Source organism: Enterobacter sichuanensis (assembly GCF_009036245.1).
Lineage (GTDB): Bacteria > Pseudomonadota > Gammaproteobacteria > Enterobacterales > Enterobacteriaceae > Enterobacter > Enterobacter sichuanensis.
On sequence record NZ_CP027986.1, the window covers coordinates 2057489 to 2073807 of the forward strand.

Below are 16319 nucleotides of genomic sequence, written 5' to 3' on the forward strand. Positions count from 1 at the left end.
ATGAGTAGAACGGTCGCCGGTGCGAGGCGAGCTGAAGAGAAGAGAGATGAGAAGGTAATTATGGAATAGTTCGCGGGCTTAGCAAGTTAATTGTTGCGCAAACTGGGGAATAAACGCGCGAAAGAAAGGCGAACGTCGCGTAATGCCTTCATTTCGCGCAGAAAATCTTGTACGGATAAGACGATCAGGTTTCCCAGGCGTGTGGGGCAAACAGGTAGCCCTTGTTACGCACGGTTTTGATGCGGTAGGGCTCGGTGGCATTATCCTGCAGTTTCTTGCGCAGTCGCGAAATCGCAACGTCCACGCTGCGGTCCATTCCGTCATAGCTTACTCCCCGCAGGTTTTTCAGCAGCGCGTCACGGTCCATGATCTGCCCGGCATGGGTTGCCAGCTCCCACAGCAGGTCAAAGTCTGCGGTAGAGAGGGCTATAAGTTCCCCGGACAGCAGCACCTGACGGTTAATCGGATCAATCGACAGCGTACCAAACCGCATGGCTTTATGCGGCGTCAGAGACGGCGCCGGTGCTTCGCGTTCGATGCTGGCGTGCTGGCGTAAATGGAGGCGCAGGCGGGCAAGCAGGACGGCAGGCGGTGTGGTTTTCAGAATGTAGTCATTGGCCCCCATCTCCAGTGACAGAATATGGTTCATATCGCTGTCCAGAGAGGTGAGAAGTACGATAGGGCCGTCCCAGCGGGCGCGCAGGTCACGGCAGAGCGTCATGCCGTCCTTTCCAGGCAACATGATATCCAGCAACACCAGATCGGGGTTTTCACGGACCACCACCTCTTCGGCACAATCGCCGCGAGGCTCAACAATGACGTCCATATCATGTTTACCCAGATAGGCGGCAATCAGTTGCCCGACTTCGGGTTCGTCTTCAACATAAACAATCTTATTCATACAACGTCTGTTTTCGTGAAAAAAGCCAACATACACCGCGGAACCTTAACCTTCCATTAATCTTTCAACATTAACGCCGGTTCCGATATTTTCACTAGCGCAGCGGCCGGCCGCCGTCCACGGCAAAGGTTCTGCCGGTGACATAGCAACTGGTGAGCAGGTAATCCACCAGGTCGATCACCTCTTTTTCACCCGGCGCAATTTTCATGAGCGACTTATTCAGCGCCTGCTGACGGTACTCTGCATCATCGTTTTCGTTGAACAAAATCATCGCCGGGGCGATGGCGTTGACCTTCACCTCCGGGGCGAGTTTACGGGCAAACGAGCGCGTCATGTTATCCAGTGCGGCTTTACTGGCCGCGTAGGCGATGTGCTTGTCGCTTCCACGCTCTACCACATAATCGGTGAAGTGAATGATATCGCCCGCAGCATGTCCATGCCCGCGCAGCAGATCCTGTAGCGCATGGTTAAGCAGATAAGGCGCGTTGACGTGGATCTGCAGCATGGCGGAGAGCGTTTCGCTGAGTGATGTGCCGGACTTTTCCGCCTGCCATGCGCTGGCGTTATGGATCACCGCACGCAGAGCCGTGGTGGTGGATTTCACCTTTTCCGCAAAGGCCAGAATGCCGTCATCGGTTGAAAAATCAGCCTGAATGCAGACCGCTCCGGCTTTGCGCAGGCCTTCAATTGACGGATATTCGGTACGGTAGCTGACAATGACCGGCTGGCGAAGGTTAAGAAAATGATGGGCGAGGGCGAGGCCGATTCGACGGCCTCCGCCGGTGATCAGTATTGGACGAAGCTGTGCATTTCCCATCGTATTCTCCTTTGCAGTTCAACAATGGGAAAGGCGATGCTATCCCATCAACATCCAGGTTGCCGGTACGGCAGCAACCAGTAACAGTCCAATTAATGCCATTTCACGGCGTTTCAGCGCATTCTCCAGCTGATGCGTGTGGCGGGCGTAGATAAACACCAGCAGCCCCGGCGCGTACAACACCACCGACAGCAGCAGATGCATAGGCCCGGAAGCATACAACAACCACAGGCCGTAAATACAGGCTCCGACACCCACGACATAATGCACCGGGCGTGTGGCAATTTTTAACAAATAGGCGCCCACTAAGAAATAGGGTACCAGAATCATTTCCGAGGCGATGGTCAACAGGGTGTTATAGTCTGAACCTGTGAGCCAGATCAGCACCAGGCAGACCTGAACGCTGATGTTGGTCAGCCACAGTGACGCGGCAGGCGCATTGTTTTTGTTCTGACGCGCAAACAGGCGAGGAAATGCTTTGTGCGTAGAGGCCAGGAACGGAACTTCCGCCGCCATGATGGTCCAGCTCAGGTAAGCCCCGCAGACGGAGATAATCAGGCCCGCAGCAATCACCACATCGCCCCAGGGACCGAGCATTTTCACCATCAGTCCGGCCATTGACGGGTTACGCATTTCGGCCAGCTCAGGACGCGCCACCACGCCCAGCGACAGCAGCGTGACCAGCAGATACACTCCCAGCGCCGCCAGCACGGCCAGCAGCGTAGCACGGCCAACGTCACGTTTATTGCGGGCACGGGCTGACACCACGACCGCGCCTTCAACCCCGATAAACACCCACAGGGTGATCAGCATCGTATTTTTCACCTGCTCCCAGACCGGGACGCCAAGCGCCATGCCGCTGAAATCGAGCGTAAACACGTCGAGACGAAACGCGATAAAGGCCAGAACGATAAACAGGCCAAGCGGAACCAGCTTCGCGAGGGTCGCGACCAGGTTAATGCTGGCGGCGGTTTGTACGCCACGCAGCACCAGCCAGTGGACGAACCACAGCAACACCGAGGCGCCGACAATAGACTGCCAGGTATTGCCGTCGCCAAAGAGGCGCAGCGCTGGGGTATCGGTAAAGAAACTGAGCGCCGAAAAGACAATAACCAGATAAGAGACATTGGCGATAACCGCACACAGCCAGTATCCCCACGCGGAACAGAAGCCAATCAGCTCGCCGAAACCTTCACGGGCATAGGTGAAAATCCCGCCGTCCAGATCGGGGCGAATGCGGGTGAGCAGCAGCATGGCGAAGGCCAGCAGCATTATTCCAACGCCCGTAATGCCCCAGCCAATGAGCAGTGCGGCAGGGCTTGCGACGGCCGCCATGTTTTGCGGCAAACTGAATACGCCCGCACCCAGCATCGAGCTTAAAACGAGTGCAGTCAGAGCACTCAGGCCAAGTTTCTTTTCCATTGGCTTCCTGTTATGAAAGGTCCAAATCCAGAATAATTATTTCGCACAGGCGCATAAAAATGGTGGATCACACTAAGGCGCGGGATTTTACGGAGTGTAACGAAAGCATGCAATGACGTGTGGCAGAAATTCAAAAAAAGTAACAAAAAAGGCGGCATTGCGCCGCCTTTCGTAAACGGTTTTGTTACTTGTACAGATCGGCGCTGATGGTCACGTTGTTACCACGTTCCTGCCACTGGCGGGTGATATGGTAGTACTTCGCCCCTTTCTTCGCCGCACGCTTCGCGACCTGATAAGAGACTTCCGTCATGTTGCCGTAGTTGCCGGTAAACTTGATGCTGTCGAACGGCACCATCTGCGCAGCAGTGGCTTTGTTCAGCTCTTCAATTTTGGTGCCGTCTGGCAGCGTCACGGAATAACGGCCACCTTTTGTGGATTGCGTTTCAAAGAAACGGCCCACTTCAGCACTTGGTGCAGCAGAGGTCGCTACGCCAGGGATTTCAACTTTCTTCGCTTCTTCGCCGCCTTTCGCCAGCGCTGCACGACCCGCTTCTGAATCAGCCGGGATCGCATCCGGGCTTTGCAGAACACGTTTTTTCGCATCTTCTTTATAGATGAATGCGGTAATACGCTGGTTGCCGCCCTGGTTGGCATCGACCTGACGCACGATGTAGAAAGAGTATGCACCTTTCGCTTTCGCGGCTTTGGTGATGGCATCGTTCACTTCAGGCTGGCTGCGATAGAAGCCCTGAACGGTAACCGTGTCGTAAGGTTCCAGCTCAATCGCCTGATCTTTCGGCAACTCAACGACACCGTTGATCACGCGGTTTTTCGGTGCGTCAGCTTTTGGCGCATTGTCTTTGTACAGCGCAATGGTCACACGCTGGTTACCGCTGTTGCCATAGTCAGACTGGTCAACAACGTAAAACGAGGCCGCCCCGTTTTTATCAGCGGCTTTTGATGCAGCGGCGACGGCATCGCCAATAGAATTATAACGACCCACAATGACCGTATGGTCAAAAGGTTTTAACGCTGCCGCTTGCTCCGGCGTTAACTCTGTTGCGGCATTCGCAGACAGGGCGGTCGCACAAAGAAGTGCGGACGCCAGGAGTGTGTTCTTAAGCTTCATAAAAATAATCCTTCGCCTTGCGCAAACCATGTACTGGTATTGTTGTTAATTTGAGACGGTCCCGATTATTGCATTTAAAACCTGTCGCTGTCTGCGCCATTTTTCACAGCCTGTGCTCACTGAATCACCGAATTCGATAACATTTAGTGATATGTTGAAAAAACAGGCGTTTGACAAGTAAAACTGATAAAGCTTATGACTTTTACAAGTTAATTTAATGTTAATAAGTTGTTCTCTTATGGCGCTATATCATGTTTTTACCGCTTCGCTTGCGCGATTTATCGGTTCTGGCGAAGAATTTAAGGTAAATATCACTGTCAGTGACGCCGATCGCTTATTTTTCACAGATAAAGTAAGAAATAGTGTTTTCTGGCGGTAGATCACGGGCGCTATTTTCAGTAGGTTATAGACAGTTTGTTACTGTTTTATTTTCCGGGGTTAATCATCTCGCGTCGCGCGTGCGTTGGCGAAAATTGATACAAACCGCGGGCATTTATCGATAAACCATCATCAAAAACCGATGGAAGGGAAAACTATGCGTATTGGGGTACCAAAAGAACGGTTAGCCAATGAAACCCGCGTAGCGGCAACACCGAAAACGGTGGAGCAACTGCTGAAACTGGGTTTTACCGTCGCGGTTGAAAGCGGCGCAGGCAAACTGGCGAGTTTCGATGACGATGCTTTTATCCAGGCTGGTGCGGAGGTGGTCGACGGTGCTGACGTCTGGCAGTCGCCGGTTATTCTGAAGGTCAACGCACCGGAAGAGAGTGAGATTGCGCTATTGAATCCAGGGACGACGCTGGTGAGCTTTATCTGGCCTGCGCAAAATCCTGAACTGATGGAGAAGCTGGCGGCCCGTGGCGTGACGGTGATGGCGATGGACTCCGTGCCGCGTATTTCGCGTGCGCAGTCGCTGGATGCCTTAAGCTCCATGGCAAACATTGCCGGTTACCGCGCTATTGTGGAAGCCGCCCACGAATTTGGTCGCTTCTTTACCGGTCAAATCACCGCTGCGGGTAAAGTCCCGCCGGCAAAAGTCATGGTGATTGGCGCGGGCGTGGCGGGTCTTGCCGCCATCGGTGCGGCAAACAGCCTGGGCGCTATCGTACGCGCATTTGACACCCGTCCTGAAGTGAAGGAACAGGTCCAGAGTATGGGCGCCGAATTCCTTGAGCTGGACTTTAAGGAAGAAGCGGGGAGCGGCGATGGTTATGCGAAGGTGATGTCCGAAGCCTTTATCAAAGCCGAAATGGCACTCTTCGCCGCGCAGGCGAAAGATGTCGATATTATTGTCACCACCGCGCTGATTCCGGGTAAACCGGCGCCGAAGCTGATCACCCGTGAAATGGTGGATTCCATGAAGCCGGGCAGCGTCATTGTCGACCTGGCCGCGCAAAACGGCGGTAACTGTGAATATACCTTACCGAATCAGGTGACCACGACCGCTAACGGCGTGAAGGTGATCGGTTATACCGACCTGCCAGGCCGCCTGCCAACCCAGTCTTCTCAGCTGTACGGTACCAACCTCGTCAACCTGCTGAAGCTGCTCTGTAAAGAGAAAGACGGCAACATCGCCGTTGATTTTGACGATGTAGTGGTACGCGGCGTCACCGTGGTCCGTGAAGGTGAAATCACCTGGCCTGCGCCACCGATTCAGGTCTCGGCCCAGCCTCAGGCAGCGCCAAAAGCGGCGCCAGAGCCGAAAGAGCCTGCCAAACCGGCGTCACCGTGGCGTAAATACGCGCTCATGGCGCTGGCGATTATTCTGTTCGGCTGGCTGGCTGACGTTGCCCCGAAAGAGTTCCTCGGCCACTTTACCGTCTTCGCGCTCTCCTGTGTCGTAGGGTACTACGTGGTGTGGAACGTCTCCCATGCGCTGCATACGCCGCTGATGTCGGTGACCAACGCCATTTCCGGGATCATCGTGGTGGGGGCATTACTGCAGATTGGTCACGGCGGCTGGATCAGCTTCCTGAGCTTTATCGCAGTGCTGATCGCCAGTATCAATATTTTCGGTGGTTTCACCGTGACTCAGCGCATGCTGAAAATGTTTCGTAAAGGCTAAGGGGTAGCATATGTCTGGAGGATTAGTGACAGCCGCATACATTGTTGCTGCAATCCTGTTTATTTTCAGTCTGGCGGGGCTTTCCAAACACGAAACGTCTCAGCAGGGAAATAACTTTGGTATCGCCGGGATGGCGATTGCGCTGATTGCCACCATCTTCGGGCCGGATACCGGCAACGTGGCGTGGATCCTGGTGGCGATGATCATCGGTGGGGCGATTGGTATTCGTCTGGCAAAACGCGTTGAAATGACCGAGATGCCAGAGCTGGTTGCGATTCTGCACAGCTTCGTGGGCCTGGCTGCGGTGCTGGTGGGCTTCAACAGCTACCTGTACCACACGCCGGGTCTGGAACCGATTCTGGTGAACATCCACCTGACGGAAGTGTTCCTCGGTATCTTCATCGGTGCGGTCACCTTCACCGGCTCCATTGTCGCCTTCGGCAAACTGCGCGGGAAGATCTCCTCAAAACCGCTGATGCTGCCAAACCGTCATAAGCTGAATCTGGCGGCGCTGGTGGTCTCGTTTGTGCTGCTGGTGGTCTTCGTGCGTACCGAAAGCGTGGGCCTGCAGGTTCTGGCGTTACTGGTGATGACGATCATTGCGCTGGCGTTTGGCTGGCACCTGGTGGCCTCCATTGGTGGTGCGGATATGCCAGTGGTTGTCTCCATGCTGAACTCCTACTCCGGTTGGGCAGCGGCGGCAGCGGGCTTCATGCTGAGCAACGACCTGCTGATTGTTACCGGTGCGCTGGTAGGTTCTTCGGGTGCGATTCTGTCTTACATCATGTGTAAGGCGATGAACCGTTCGTTCATCAGCGTTATCGCCGGTGGTTTTGGTTCCGACGGCTCTTCAACCGGCGCTGATGAAGAAGTGGGTGAGCACCGTGAGATCAGCGCGGAAGATACCGCTGAGATGCTGAAAAACTCGCACTCGGTCATCATTACCCCGGGCTACGGCATGGCAGTGGCGCAGGCGCAGTATCCGGTTGCCGAGATCACTGAGAAGCTGCGCGCGCGTGGCATCAAGGTTCGTTTTGGTATTCACCCGGTGGCAGGGCGTCTGCCAGGCCACATGAACGTGCTGCTTGCGGAAGCGAAAGTGCCTTACGATATCGTGCTGGAGATGGACGAGATCAACGACGATTTCTCGGACACCGACACCGTGCTGGTCATTGGCGCTAACGACACCGTCAACCCGGCTGCGCAGGACGATCCGCGTAGCCCAATCGCCGGGATGCCGGTTCTGGAAGTGTGGAAGGCGCAGAACGTTATTGTGTTTAAACGCTCCATGAATACCGGCTATGCCGGGGTGCAGAACCCGCTGTTCTTCAAAGAGAACACCCACATGCTGTTTGGCGATGCCAAAGCCAGCGTGGATGCGATTCTGAAAGCGTTGTAAGTTGCGTTGAAACGAAAAAACCGCCGAATTCGGCGGTTTTTTTATTGCCGGGTGGCGCTGACGCTTACCCGGCCTACGGTTTTGTAGGCCCGGCAAGCCTGCGCCGCCGGGCGTTAGGGGTTAATCGTCTTCCGGATCGTCCAGCTCAACCGGCGTCTGGTACTCATCCGGCTTGATTACCAGCAGGTCACAGCGCAGATGATCGATTACCTGTTCAGCGGTATTGCCGAGGAACGCGGCAGAGATCCCGGTCCGTCCAATGGTACCCAGCACCACAATCCCGGCCTGCAGATGTTCGGCTAAATCCGGGATCACCTCTTCAGGCAAGCCTTTCTCCACGTGGGTCATTTTTTCATCAATGCTGAATTTCTGGCGCAGCGCTTTCATTGCGAGCAGGTGCTGGCCACGGATCGCGTCGTTGTACACGCTCGGGTCAAATTCAGGCAGCTCAATGGCGATATTGATCGGGGTAACCGGGTAGGCTCCCACCAGATGCACTTCGGTGTGGTTAACCTGGTCAGCCAGTTGGATAGTCTCTTTGACCAGCTTTTCGTTCAGCGAATTGTGATAATCCTCTTCGCTCGCAAGATTCACCGCCACAACGGCTTTCCCGCCTTCAGGCCACGGCTGGTCTTTCACCATCCAGACCGGGCAAGGGCATTTACGCAGCAGATGCCAGTCGGTTGGTGTGAAGATCACGGATTCCAGCTTGTCATGCTGATGCGTCATCTTCAGCAGCAGGTCGTGTCCACCGGCAACGACTTCCTGGATGATGGCTTCGAAAGGCCGGTTATGCCACACCACTTTAATATCAATGGGCACACCCGCTTCCAGGTAATATTTAGCCTGTTCGCGGATCCACGCGGTACGCTGGCTGATCACGCCCTGACGCATCGCGGTGCGCTCGTCAGGCGACAGAAGGGTGGTCATCTCGTACGAGAAGTCATAGATCGGCAAAAACGCTTTGATTTTGCCACCAATCCGTTGATGTAAATACACAGCACGTCGTAATGCCGGCTGATCGTCCTGATTCGGATCGATAGCTACCAGCATGTTTTGATACTTTGCCATACAGGTCTCCTTACTACTGTCACCACAGTCTGTAATTAAAAGAGTAACCTATATATCCTGAATGAAACAGAGGGGAAGTTTTGCCAGATCAATAATTCATGAAAATTTATCAGAGGAAAAGCACCGTCGCGGTGACTGCGATAAACGCAATAAACAGCAGTACCATCACCACTATCGCAAACGTCGTGGAATCCTGAACATAGGTTTTTTCTTCCCCCTTCATTGGGCCGACAAGCATGATCCAGATGAAGATAAAGGTCACTGAGGCGATCACGACTGAAACGAAAAACAAACTTTCTCTCAATTCATAACCTCAACGAGAACCTTCCAGGTTACTGTGTGGCGACGTACTGCGGTGAAACTGTCAGTGAACGGACGTGTTATAGGCCAGATCCATAAATCATGGAAATTTATGGGTCTGGCAGGTTATCTGCGGGGCGTTATGCCACGTTGCGGGCATGCCCGGCAAGAACGGCCAGCGCTTCACCGTTTTCGATGGTGATGTATTTACCTTTAACGGCCAGCATTCCGCTTTTCTGGAAACGGCCCAGCAGACGGCTGATGGTTTCCACGGTCAGGCCCAGGTAGTTACCGATATCGCCACGGGTCATGGTCAGACGGAATTCACGCGGGGAGAAACCACGCTCGGCAAAGCGGCGGGAGAGGTTATAGATAAACGCCGCCAGGCGCTCTTCTGCATTCTTTTTGGAAAGCAGCAGGATCATGTCCTGATCGCCTTTGATCTCACCGCTCATCAGACGCATCATCTGCTGACGCAGGTTAGGCATCTTGCCGGACAGATCGTCCAGGGTTTCAAACGGGATCTCGCAAACCATTGAGGTTTCAAGGGCCTGAGCAAAGCTCGGATGGTGACCCGTGCCAATGGCATCAAAGCCCACCAGGTCGCCTGCCAGATGGAAGCCGGTGATCTGCTCGTCACCCTGTTCGGTGATGGTGTAGCTCTTGATGGTGCCAGAACGGATAGCATAGAGCGATTTAAGTTCGTCTCCGGCTTTAAACAGCGTCTGCCCTTTCTGAATCGGCTTTTTACGCTCGATGATATTATCAAGCTGATCAAGTTCGTGTTCATTCAGGGTAAACGGGATACAGAGCTGGCTGATGCTGCAATCCTGGCAATGGATAGCACAACCGCCAGACTGAATGCGTCGTATAATTCGCTTTTCCGGGATCATAGGTTTGCTCAAGCCTTAATTGATATTGGTCAATTTTAACATCTTTTTGGTAAGTACGTAAGCCTGACAAACCCTCAATAAGGACAAGAGACGGCATCATGTCGCCATCTTCTTGAATTTCCACAGCTTGATTATGGATTTTTAGCCTAACCGGAAGAAAATTAAGCACAAAAAGCCTGGGAATTACAGCAAGAGATACCCCTCGTGACGCAGTAACCACTCTTTTCGCTGCACCCCGCCGGCATAGCCGGTGAGGGTACCGTTGCGGCCAATCACGCGATGGCAGGGCACCACAATGCTGACCGGGTTAGCGCCATTCGCGGCCCCCACTGCGCGTGCGGCCCCGGCGCGACCGAGCTGCTCCGCGAGCTGCCCATAATGCATGACCTGTCCGCAGGGAATGGCCCGCAGCGCCTGCCACACTTCGCGCTGGAAAGGCGTGCCGGCCGTGGCAGTTGGCAGGCTGTCAATGATGCTGAGATCGCCTTCGAAGTACGCTGTAAGCTTGTCGCTCAGTCCGCCCGGATTGGTGGCGCGGATACGTTCATACCCCTGTACGCGGTAGTGGATATCGAGCAGTTCTTCCATGCGGTCGCTGTGCTCTTCCCACTCAACCGCGCGCAGACAACCCTGCTCGTCGGCGATCACCCACAGCGGCCCAAGCGGCGTCGCAATCTTATCTTCGAGTAATCTCAGCATCTTCATTCCTTTAGTTCAGCCTCGGGTAGATCCCCGGTCCAATCGGCAGGCCGACAAGATACCACGCCACTAACATCACCAGCCATACCCCTAAAAAGATAAGCGGATAGGGTAAAACCAGCGAATAGTAGGTACCCAGTTTCGCCTCGGGTTTATAGCGCTGCAGGAAGCCTAAAAACAGCGGAACAAACGGCGAAACCGGCGCAAGGGGAATGACTGAGGAGTCTGCGATGCGGAACAGGATCTGCGCGAAGGCCGGGTGGAACCCAAGCATCATAAACATCGGTACGAAGATCGGCGCCAGAATCGACCAGATGGCGGAGCCGCTGGCGATAAACATGCACAGCAGCGACGAGAGCAGCGCCAGACCGACAAACGCCGGTACGCCGCTTAGCCCGGCAGCTTCCAGCGCGTCGGTCAGGCCAACGGCCATAAACTTGCCCATGTTGCTCCAGTTAAACATGGCCACAAACTGCGCCAGCGGGAACACCATCACGATAAAGCCAGCCATCTCTTTCATCGGCTCGATCATCAGCTGCGGCAGATCGCCCTGGCGGCGGATTTTGCCAGTGGCGATACCGTAGGCGAGCGATACGACAAAGAAAAACAGGATAATCAACGGCACAATGCCCTGAATAAACGGCGAGGGCAGGACGGTATGTTTAACGGGATCGCGCAATATCCCGTTTTCCGGCACCACCATCAACGCCACCAGCGCGATAAAGGCCAGCGAGACAACGCCCGCCACGCGCAGACCGAAGCGCTGTTCTTTACTCAGTGTCTCCAGTTTTTCATCGCTACGGCCTTCCCATTTCCCCAGGCGCGGCTCAATGATTTTATCGGTAATCAGCCCGCCGACAATCGTCAGGACAATGACCGAGCTTGCCATAAAGTACCAGTTGTCGATCACGCTGACGTGCATGGCCGCATCGAGGGTTTTCGCCGCCTCGGTACTGATGCCGGACAGCAGAACATCGGTTGTCACAATCAGCAAATTGGCGGTAAAACCGCATCCGACGCCGGCAATCGCCGACAGCAGTCCCGCCACCGGGTGACGCCCGACGGCGAGGAAGATCAGCGCCCCCATCGGCGGCATGATCACCAGCGCGGCGTCGGAAGAGATATGGCTGAAGAAGGCGATAAACAGCACCATGTAGCTGGCGTAACGTGCGCTGACGTGAGAGGCCATTTTCACCATCAGAGCCGGTAACAGGCCCACGCGCTCCGCGAGCCCGGCCCCCAGCACCAGTGCCAGAATGGCACCCAGCGGAGCGAAGCCGCTGAAGTTTTTAATCACATTGGGTAAAAACCAGTGCAATCCCTCAATGCTCAGCAGATTTTTCACCGCCACCAGGCTGCCGTCGGCCGGGCTGCGCACGCTAACGTCAAAGGCGGAGAGCACGGCGGTGGCAACCATCAATATCACAATCAGATAGATAAAAAGCAGGAAAGGGTGCGGCACTTTATTGCCGATCCTTTCAACCCAGCCATAGAGCTTACCGGATGGGGAATGCGAAGGTATGGATGACATACTCATGGGCGTTCCTCGGGAGTGTTGTGTTGTTGTGTTGTGTGTTTTATTTTAAAGGTGACGGTGTCACGCCCGGTGGGATCGGACACACGTACGGTTTTTCTTGTATGTGTTGTTCAAACTCTTCACGGCATTTTTTCAGCAGCGCCGCATCCTGCAGCAGATTCAGCGCGGTTGCGCCCATCACTTTCCCGGCCAGCAGCATCCCTTTGTGAGCAATCGAGGTTCGTCCCTGCGCCACCAGCTGCCAGGTGTGCAGCGGCGTGCCGACGGTGAAGCAGGGGCTGAAGCACTGGGCGACCGGCATTTTCCAGCTGACGTCACCCACGTCGGTTGAACCCGCCAGCACGTTATCGGTGACGGCATAAGGCGCGACTTCATCCACCAGCAGCGTCGACTGATGTCGACGGGCAAAGGCTTTACCCGCTTCACCACCCGTGGCGGCAATATTTTTCAGGCTGTTTTGCAGATCGTTGGGCGTCAGCGTGGCGCGGATCTCGCGGGCAAACTCTCGCTCTTCGTCGGTCCACTCCGGCGTGCCGTAGTGCTGCAGGGCGCGATACATCGCCGCCTCGAGCGTGCGGTTGGGCAGGTAACTGGAGCAGGCTTTATCAAAGCGGCACTCGACGGTCGTTTCAGTCATCAGCGCCGCGCCCTGGGCGATTTTTTCGATACGTTCGTAGATTTGCTGCGCATCGGCCATCTCCGGGGCGCGGATCAGGTACAGCACTTCGGCCTGCGCCTGCACCACGTTAGGCGAAATCCCGCCGGTATCGGTAATGGCGTAATGAACGCGCGCTTTCTCAATAATGTGTTCGTTGAGGAAGTTAGTGCCGGTAGTCATCAGCGTCACCGCATCCAGCGCGCTGCGCCCCAGATGCGGAGAGTTGGCCGCATGTGCTGCCACCCCCTTAAAACGCCAGGCGGCCTGAATATTGGCCAGCGTGCTGACGTTAAACATCCCGGCAAAGGCTTCCGGGTGCCAGGTGACGGCGGCATCGACGTCGTCAAACAGCCCTTCGCGCACCATAAAGGTTTTCCCGGAGCCGCCTTCCTCACCAGGACAGCCGTAAAAACGCACTGTCCCGCCGCCGCCGTGCTGCTCCAGCCAGCTTTTTACCGCGACCGCCCCGGCAAGGGCTGCGGTGCCCAGCAGATTATGCCCGCAGCCGTGGCCGTTAGCCCCCGGCGTTGCGGATTGTGGGGTCGCACAGTGTGCCTGTTGGCTTAACCCGGCCAGCGCATCGTATTCACCCAGCAAGGCGATAACCGGTTTTCCGCTGCCGAAGCTGGCAATAAAGGCGTTGGGAATGCCGCCCGCCTCGCGCGTGAGGGTGAAACCTTCGGCTTCCAGCGCGCTGGCGAGCCGTTCGGCGGACCAGAACTCTTCAAAGCGGGTTTCAGGATGATCCCAGATCGCATCGGCGATGTCGGTTAACGTGCGACATCGCGTGTCGATCGCATCGGCAATAAAAGCGTAGTTGTCCTGCATTACACACCTCGCGTCCACGGGAAATTGAGCGCCGTCCGCGCCAGCGTTTCGATGGCGACCGTCATGACCTGCTCATCGAAGTCGAATTTTTCATTGTGATGTCCGGCGCTCAACTCCGTGCCAAACACCATATAGGACGCCATGCCGCCGTTTTGCTGCACGCGGGCCATCATCAGCGTGGCATCTTCGGAGCCTGCTGGCGCTTTGACCTTGTCGATGGCGTGAACCACCCCCGGAACCTGGCTGGCCTGTTCGCGCAGATAATCAACCCAGGCGGGTGTCGGCGAGCTGGCGGTGGCAGCACCCATCAGGCGCATCTCTGCCTTAACGCCGTAGAGCGCCGCCGCGCCGGTAATGACCGCCTGCGCCCGTTCAAAGACATACTGGTTAATCGCTTCGTTTTCGCCGCGCGTTTCAACCTTTATCAGGGCATTGGCGGGCACCACGTTGCGCCCGCTGCCTGCCTGCATCACCCCGACGTTCACCCGGGATGCGCCTTCGCTGTGCGGGGCGATGCTGTGTAACGCGATGGCGGCCTGCGCGGCGGCGAGCAGGGCATTACGTCCGTCCTCCGGTTTGCCGCCGGCGTGTGCGGCCACGCCGGTAAAGTTCACGTCAAATTTGGTGGTCGCCATAAAATTATCGCTGCCGCAGATCACCGTCCCGGCAGGCACGCCGGTGCCAATATGGATGGCGGTGAAATAGTCCACGTCATCCAGCGCTCCGGCGGCCACCATGGCACGCGCGCCGCGCGTCCCTTCTTCTGCAGGCTGGAAGATCAGCTTGAGGGTGCCGCTGAGCTGCGCGTCATTCTGCTTAAGTACCTGCGCCAGCCCCAGACCAATCGTAGTGTGGCCGTCGTGTGCGCAGGCGTGCATCATCCCGGGATTGCAGGAGGCAAACCCGTCGCGGAACGGGCGGTGGCTTTGATCGTGTGCTTCGCTTAAATCCAGGGCATCCATGTCCACGCGAAATGCCAGGGTTGGGCCCGGGCGGCCGGTATTCAGGGTCGCGACAATCCCGGTAAACCCGCCCTCAAACGGCGCCAGCCATTTCTCCGGCGCGCCCTGCGCACGGGCGCGGGCAAATTCTCGCGCCAGGGTGGCCTCATCGGGCAGGCCCATCCGGCTTTCGGCATCCACCACGTCGCGACCCATCGCCAGCTCATAACCCAGCGAGTCCAGGGTTTCTGCGACCTTCGCCGCGGTACGAAACTCCACCCAGCCGGATTCAGCAAACTGGTGAAAATCGCGACGCCATGCGCTCAGCTGCGGGGTTAGGGTCTGGATGTACTGCGTCAGTGTGTCCATATCTGTTCCTGTCATCATTAAAATATGTGAACTGCTTCACGCTGTGATAGTTTTTACTTATCACTAACCGTTTTTTCACAGTTTTAACCGTTCAGGAATTACCCTCGCACATCCCTTTCCATTAAAGTAGATGACAGTTTCTTTACTCTGATAAACAACGGTTATCGGTCGGGCTATGTCATTTCAGATTAAATTTCATCAAATCCGGGCGTTTGTCGAAGTCGCTCGTCAGGGCAGCATTCGCGGTGCCAGCAGGACGCTTAATCTTTCGCAGCCGGCGCTGACCAAATCCATCAAAGAGCTGGAGGAGGGCATGGCGGCGCAGCTTTTCGTGCGCAGGAGTAAGGGCGTTGCGTTGACCGAATGTGGGGAGGGCTTCTACCAGCGCGCGAAGTTGATTCTGGAAGAGCTGCGCGCGGCGCAGGATGACATCCGTCAGCGGCAGGGGGAGCTGGCCGGGCAGATCAATATCGGGATGGGGGCCAGCGTTTCACGCAGCCTGATGCCCGCGGTGATCTCCCGCTTTCACGCGCAGCATCCGCAGGTCAAGGTGCGGATTATGGAAGGGCAGCTGGTGTCGATGATCAATGAATTACGCCAGGGTGAGCTCGATTTCACCATCAATACCTATTATCAGGGGCCTTATGACCACGAGTTTACGTTTGAAAAACTCTTCGAAAAGTCGTTTGCGGTATTTTGCCGGGAAGGACATCCGGCGACCAAAGCAACCTCAATTAATGAACTGCTGCATTATAACTGGACAATGCCGACGCCGCGGGGAAGTTATTATAAGCAACTGGAAGAGGTATTTAGCCATCGCGCGCAAATACCGCGAATAGGGGTTGTCTGCGAAACATTCTCCTCCTGTATTAGCCTGGTGGCGCAAAGTGATTTTTTAAGCATTCTGCCGCAGGAACTGGGCTGTGACCCGCTGCTGGCGCATCGCCTGGTGATGTTGCCGGTTGTCGAATCGCTTCCAAAAGCGGCATATTATTTAATTCAGCGCCGTGATTCCCGTCAAACACCCCTGGCCGAATCCTTAATTACGCAATTCCGAAGAGAAGCGCGAAAAATAGTCGCGACGTGAAAAAGAGAACGTAAAAAAACAGGGTCTGTCCGACATCTGACAGACCCTCCAGTACACACAGCAGTGCGTCCTTTCGCCAGTCCTGAGTATTATATCCATGAAGCAGGTATATTTAGGTATAACACCTTTCCCGAAAAAGGGAAGAGGGTTGAGTATTTGATTTTACGAATTTTTAACACAAATCACTTATTTTACGCTCGCTG

14 protein-coding genes are annotated in these 16319 nt (G+C 55.4%); 3 read left to right on the top strand and 11 right to left on the bottom strand.

Annotated elements, in window-relative coordinates; genetic code table 11:
* Positions 1-184: 184 nt before the first annotated feature.
* From rstA to ydgH, 4 genes are all read right to left on the bottom strand, one after another.
* Complete coding sequence (gene rstA / locus C1N69_RS09885; RefSeq protein ID WP_025758561.1) at positions 185-901, bottom strand: two-component system response regulator RstA; 717 nt, start codon at positions 899-901, stop codon at positions 185-187.
* A gap of 94 nt (positions 902-995) precedes the next feature.
* Positions 996-1718 carry a dihydromonapterin reductase gene (folM, locus tag C1N69_RS09890; RefSeq protein ID WP_047958409.1) on the bottom strand — a complete coding sequence of 241 codons (723 nt, stop codon included), beginning with the start codon at positions 1716-1718 and terminating at the stop codon, positions 996-998.
* Between the two features lie 39 nt (positions 1719-1757).
* Positions 1758-3140: an amino acid permease gene (locus C1N69_RS09895; RefSeq protein WP_025758565.1), complete on the bottom strand. Its 1383-nt coding sequence runs from the start codon at positions 3138-3140 to the stop codon at positions 1758-1760.
* A 184-nt stretch (positions 3141-3324) separates the two neighbouring features.
* Positions 3325-4269 carry a DUF1471 family protein YdgH gene (gene ydgH / locus C1N69_RS09900; protein WP_094917621.1) on the bottom strand — a complete coding sequence of 315 codons (945 nt, stop codon included), beginning with the start codon at positions 4267-4269 and terminating at the stop codon, positions 3325-3327.
* A gap of 535 nt (positions 4270-4804) precedes the next feature.
* Here ydgH and pntA point away from each other — a divergent pair.
* Positions 4805-6334: a Re/Si-specific NAD(P)(+) transhydrogenase subunit alpha gene (gene pntA / locus C1N69_RS09905; RefSeq protein ID WP_155031084.1), complete on the top strand. Its 1530-nt coding sequence runs from the start codon at positions 4805-4807 to the stop codon at positions 6332-6334.
* Between the two features lie 10 nt (positions 6335-6344).
* Positions 6345-7733, top strand: coding sequence for a Re/Si-specific NAD(P)(+) transhydrogenase subunit beta (gene pntB / locus C1N69_RS09910; RefSeq protein WP_025758569.1), 1389 nt, complete (start codon positions 6345-6347; stop codon positions 7731-7733).
* Positions 7734-7853: 120 nt separating this feature from the next.
* Here pntB and uspE read toward each other — a convergent pair whose 3' ends face one another.
* The 7 genes from uspE to C1N69_RS09945 all read right to left on the bottom strand — a co-directional run bounded on the left by uspE (position 7854) and on the right by C1N69_RS09945 (position 15029).
* Positions 7854-8804, bottom strand: a complete 951-nt coding sequence (gene uspE / locus C1N69_RS09915) for a universal stress protein UspE (RefSeq protein ID WP_025758570.1) — start codon at positions 8802-8804, stop codon at positions 7854-7856.
* Between the two features lie 109 nt (positions 8805-8913).
* The gene (locus C1N69_RS09920; RefSeq protein ID WP_224752873.1) at positions 8914-9096 is read right to left on the bottom strand and encodes a hypothetical protein; all 183 of its coding nucleotides are present in this window, start codon (positions 9094-9096) and stop codon (positions 8914-8916) included.
* Positions 9097-9244: 148 nt separating this feature from the next.
* Entirely contained in the window at positions 9245-9997 is a 753-nt protein-coding gene (gene fnr, locus C1N69_RS09925; RefSeq protein ID WP_006174991.1) for a fumarate/nitrate reduction transcriptional regulator Fnr, read from the bottom strand.
* A gap of 183 nt (positions 9998-10180) precedes the next feature.
* Entirely contained in the window at positions 10181-10696 is a 516-nt protein-coding gene (ogt, locus tag C1N69_RS09930; RefSeq protein ID WP_025758573.1) for a methylated-DNA--[protein]-cysteine S-methyltransferase, read from the bottom strand.
* Positions 10697-10706: 10 nt separating this feature from the next.
* Positions 10707-12233 (bottom strand): p-aminobenzoyl-glutamate transporter, encoded by a 1527-nt coding sequence (abgT, locus tag C1N69_RS09935; RefSeq protein WP_045284904.1) that lies wholly within the window; start codon positions 12231-12233, stop codon positions 10707-10709.
* A gap of 40 nt (positions 12234-12273) precedes the next feature.
* Positions 12274-13719, bottom strand: a complete 1446-nt coding sequence (locus C1N69_RS09940; protein ID WP_155031085.1) for a M20 family metallopeptidase — start codon at positions 13717-13719, stop codon at positions 12274-12276.
* Entirely contained in the window at positions 13719-15029 is a 1311-nt protein-coding gene (locus C1N69_RS09945; protein WP_045284902.1) for a M20 family metallo-hydrolase, read from the bottom strand. Before C1N69_RS09945 ends, C1N69_RS09940 begins: the two co-directional genes overlap by 1 nt.
* 175 nt (positions 15030-15204) lie before the next feature.
* On the opposite strand from C1N69_RS09945, the gene C1N69_RS09950 reads away from it, so the two are divergent.
* A complete protein-coding gene (locus C1N69_RS09950; protein WP_059385263.1) occupies positions 15205-16116 on the top strand; it encodes a LysR family transcriptional regulator in 912 nt (303 codons plus the stop codon).
* Positions 16117-16319: the final 203 nt, after the last annotated feature.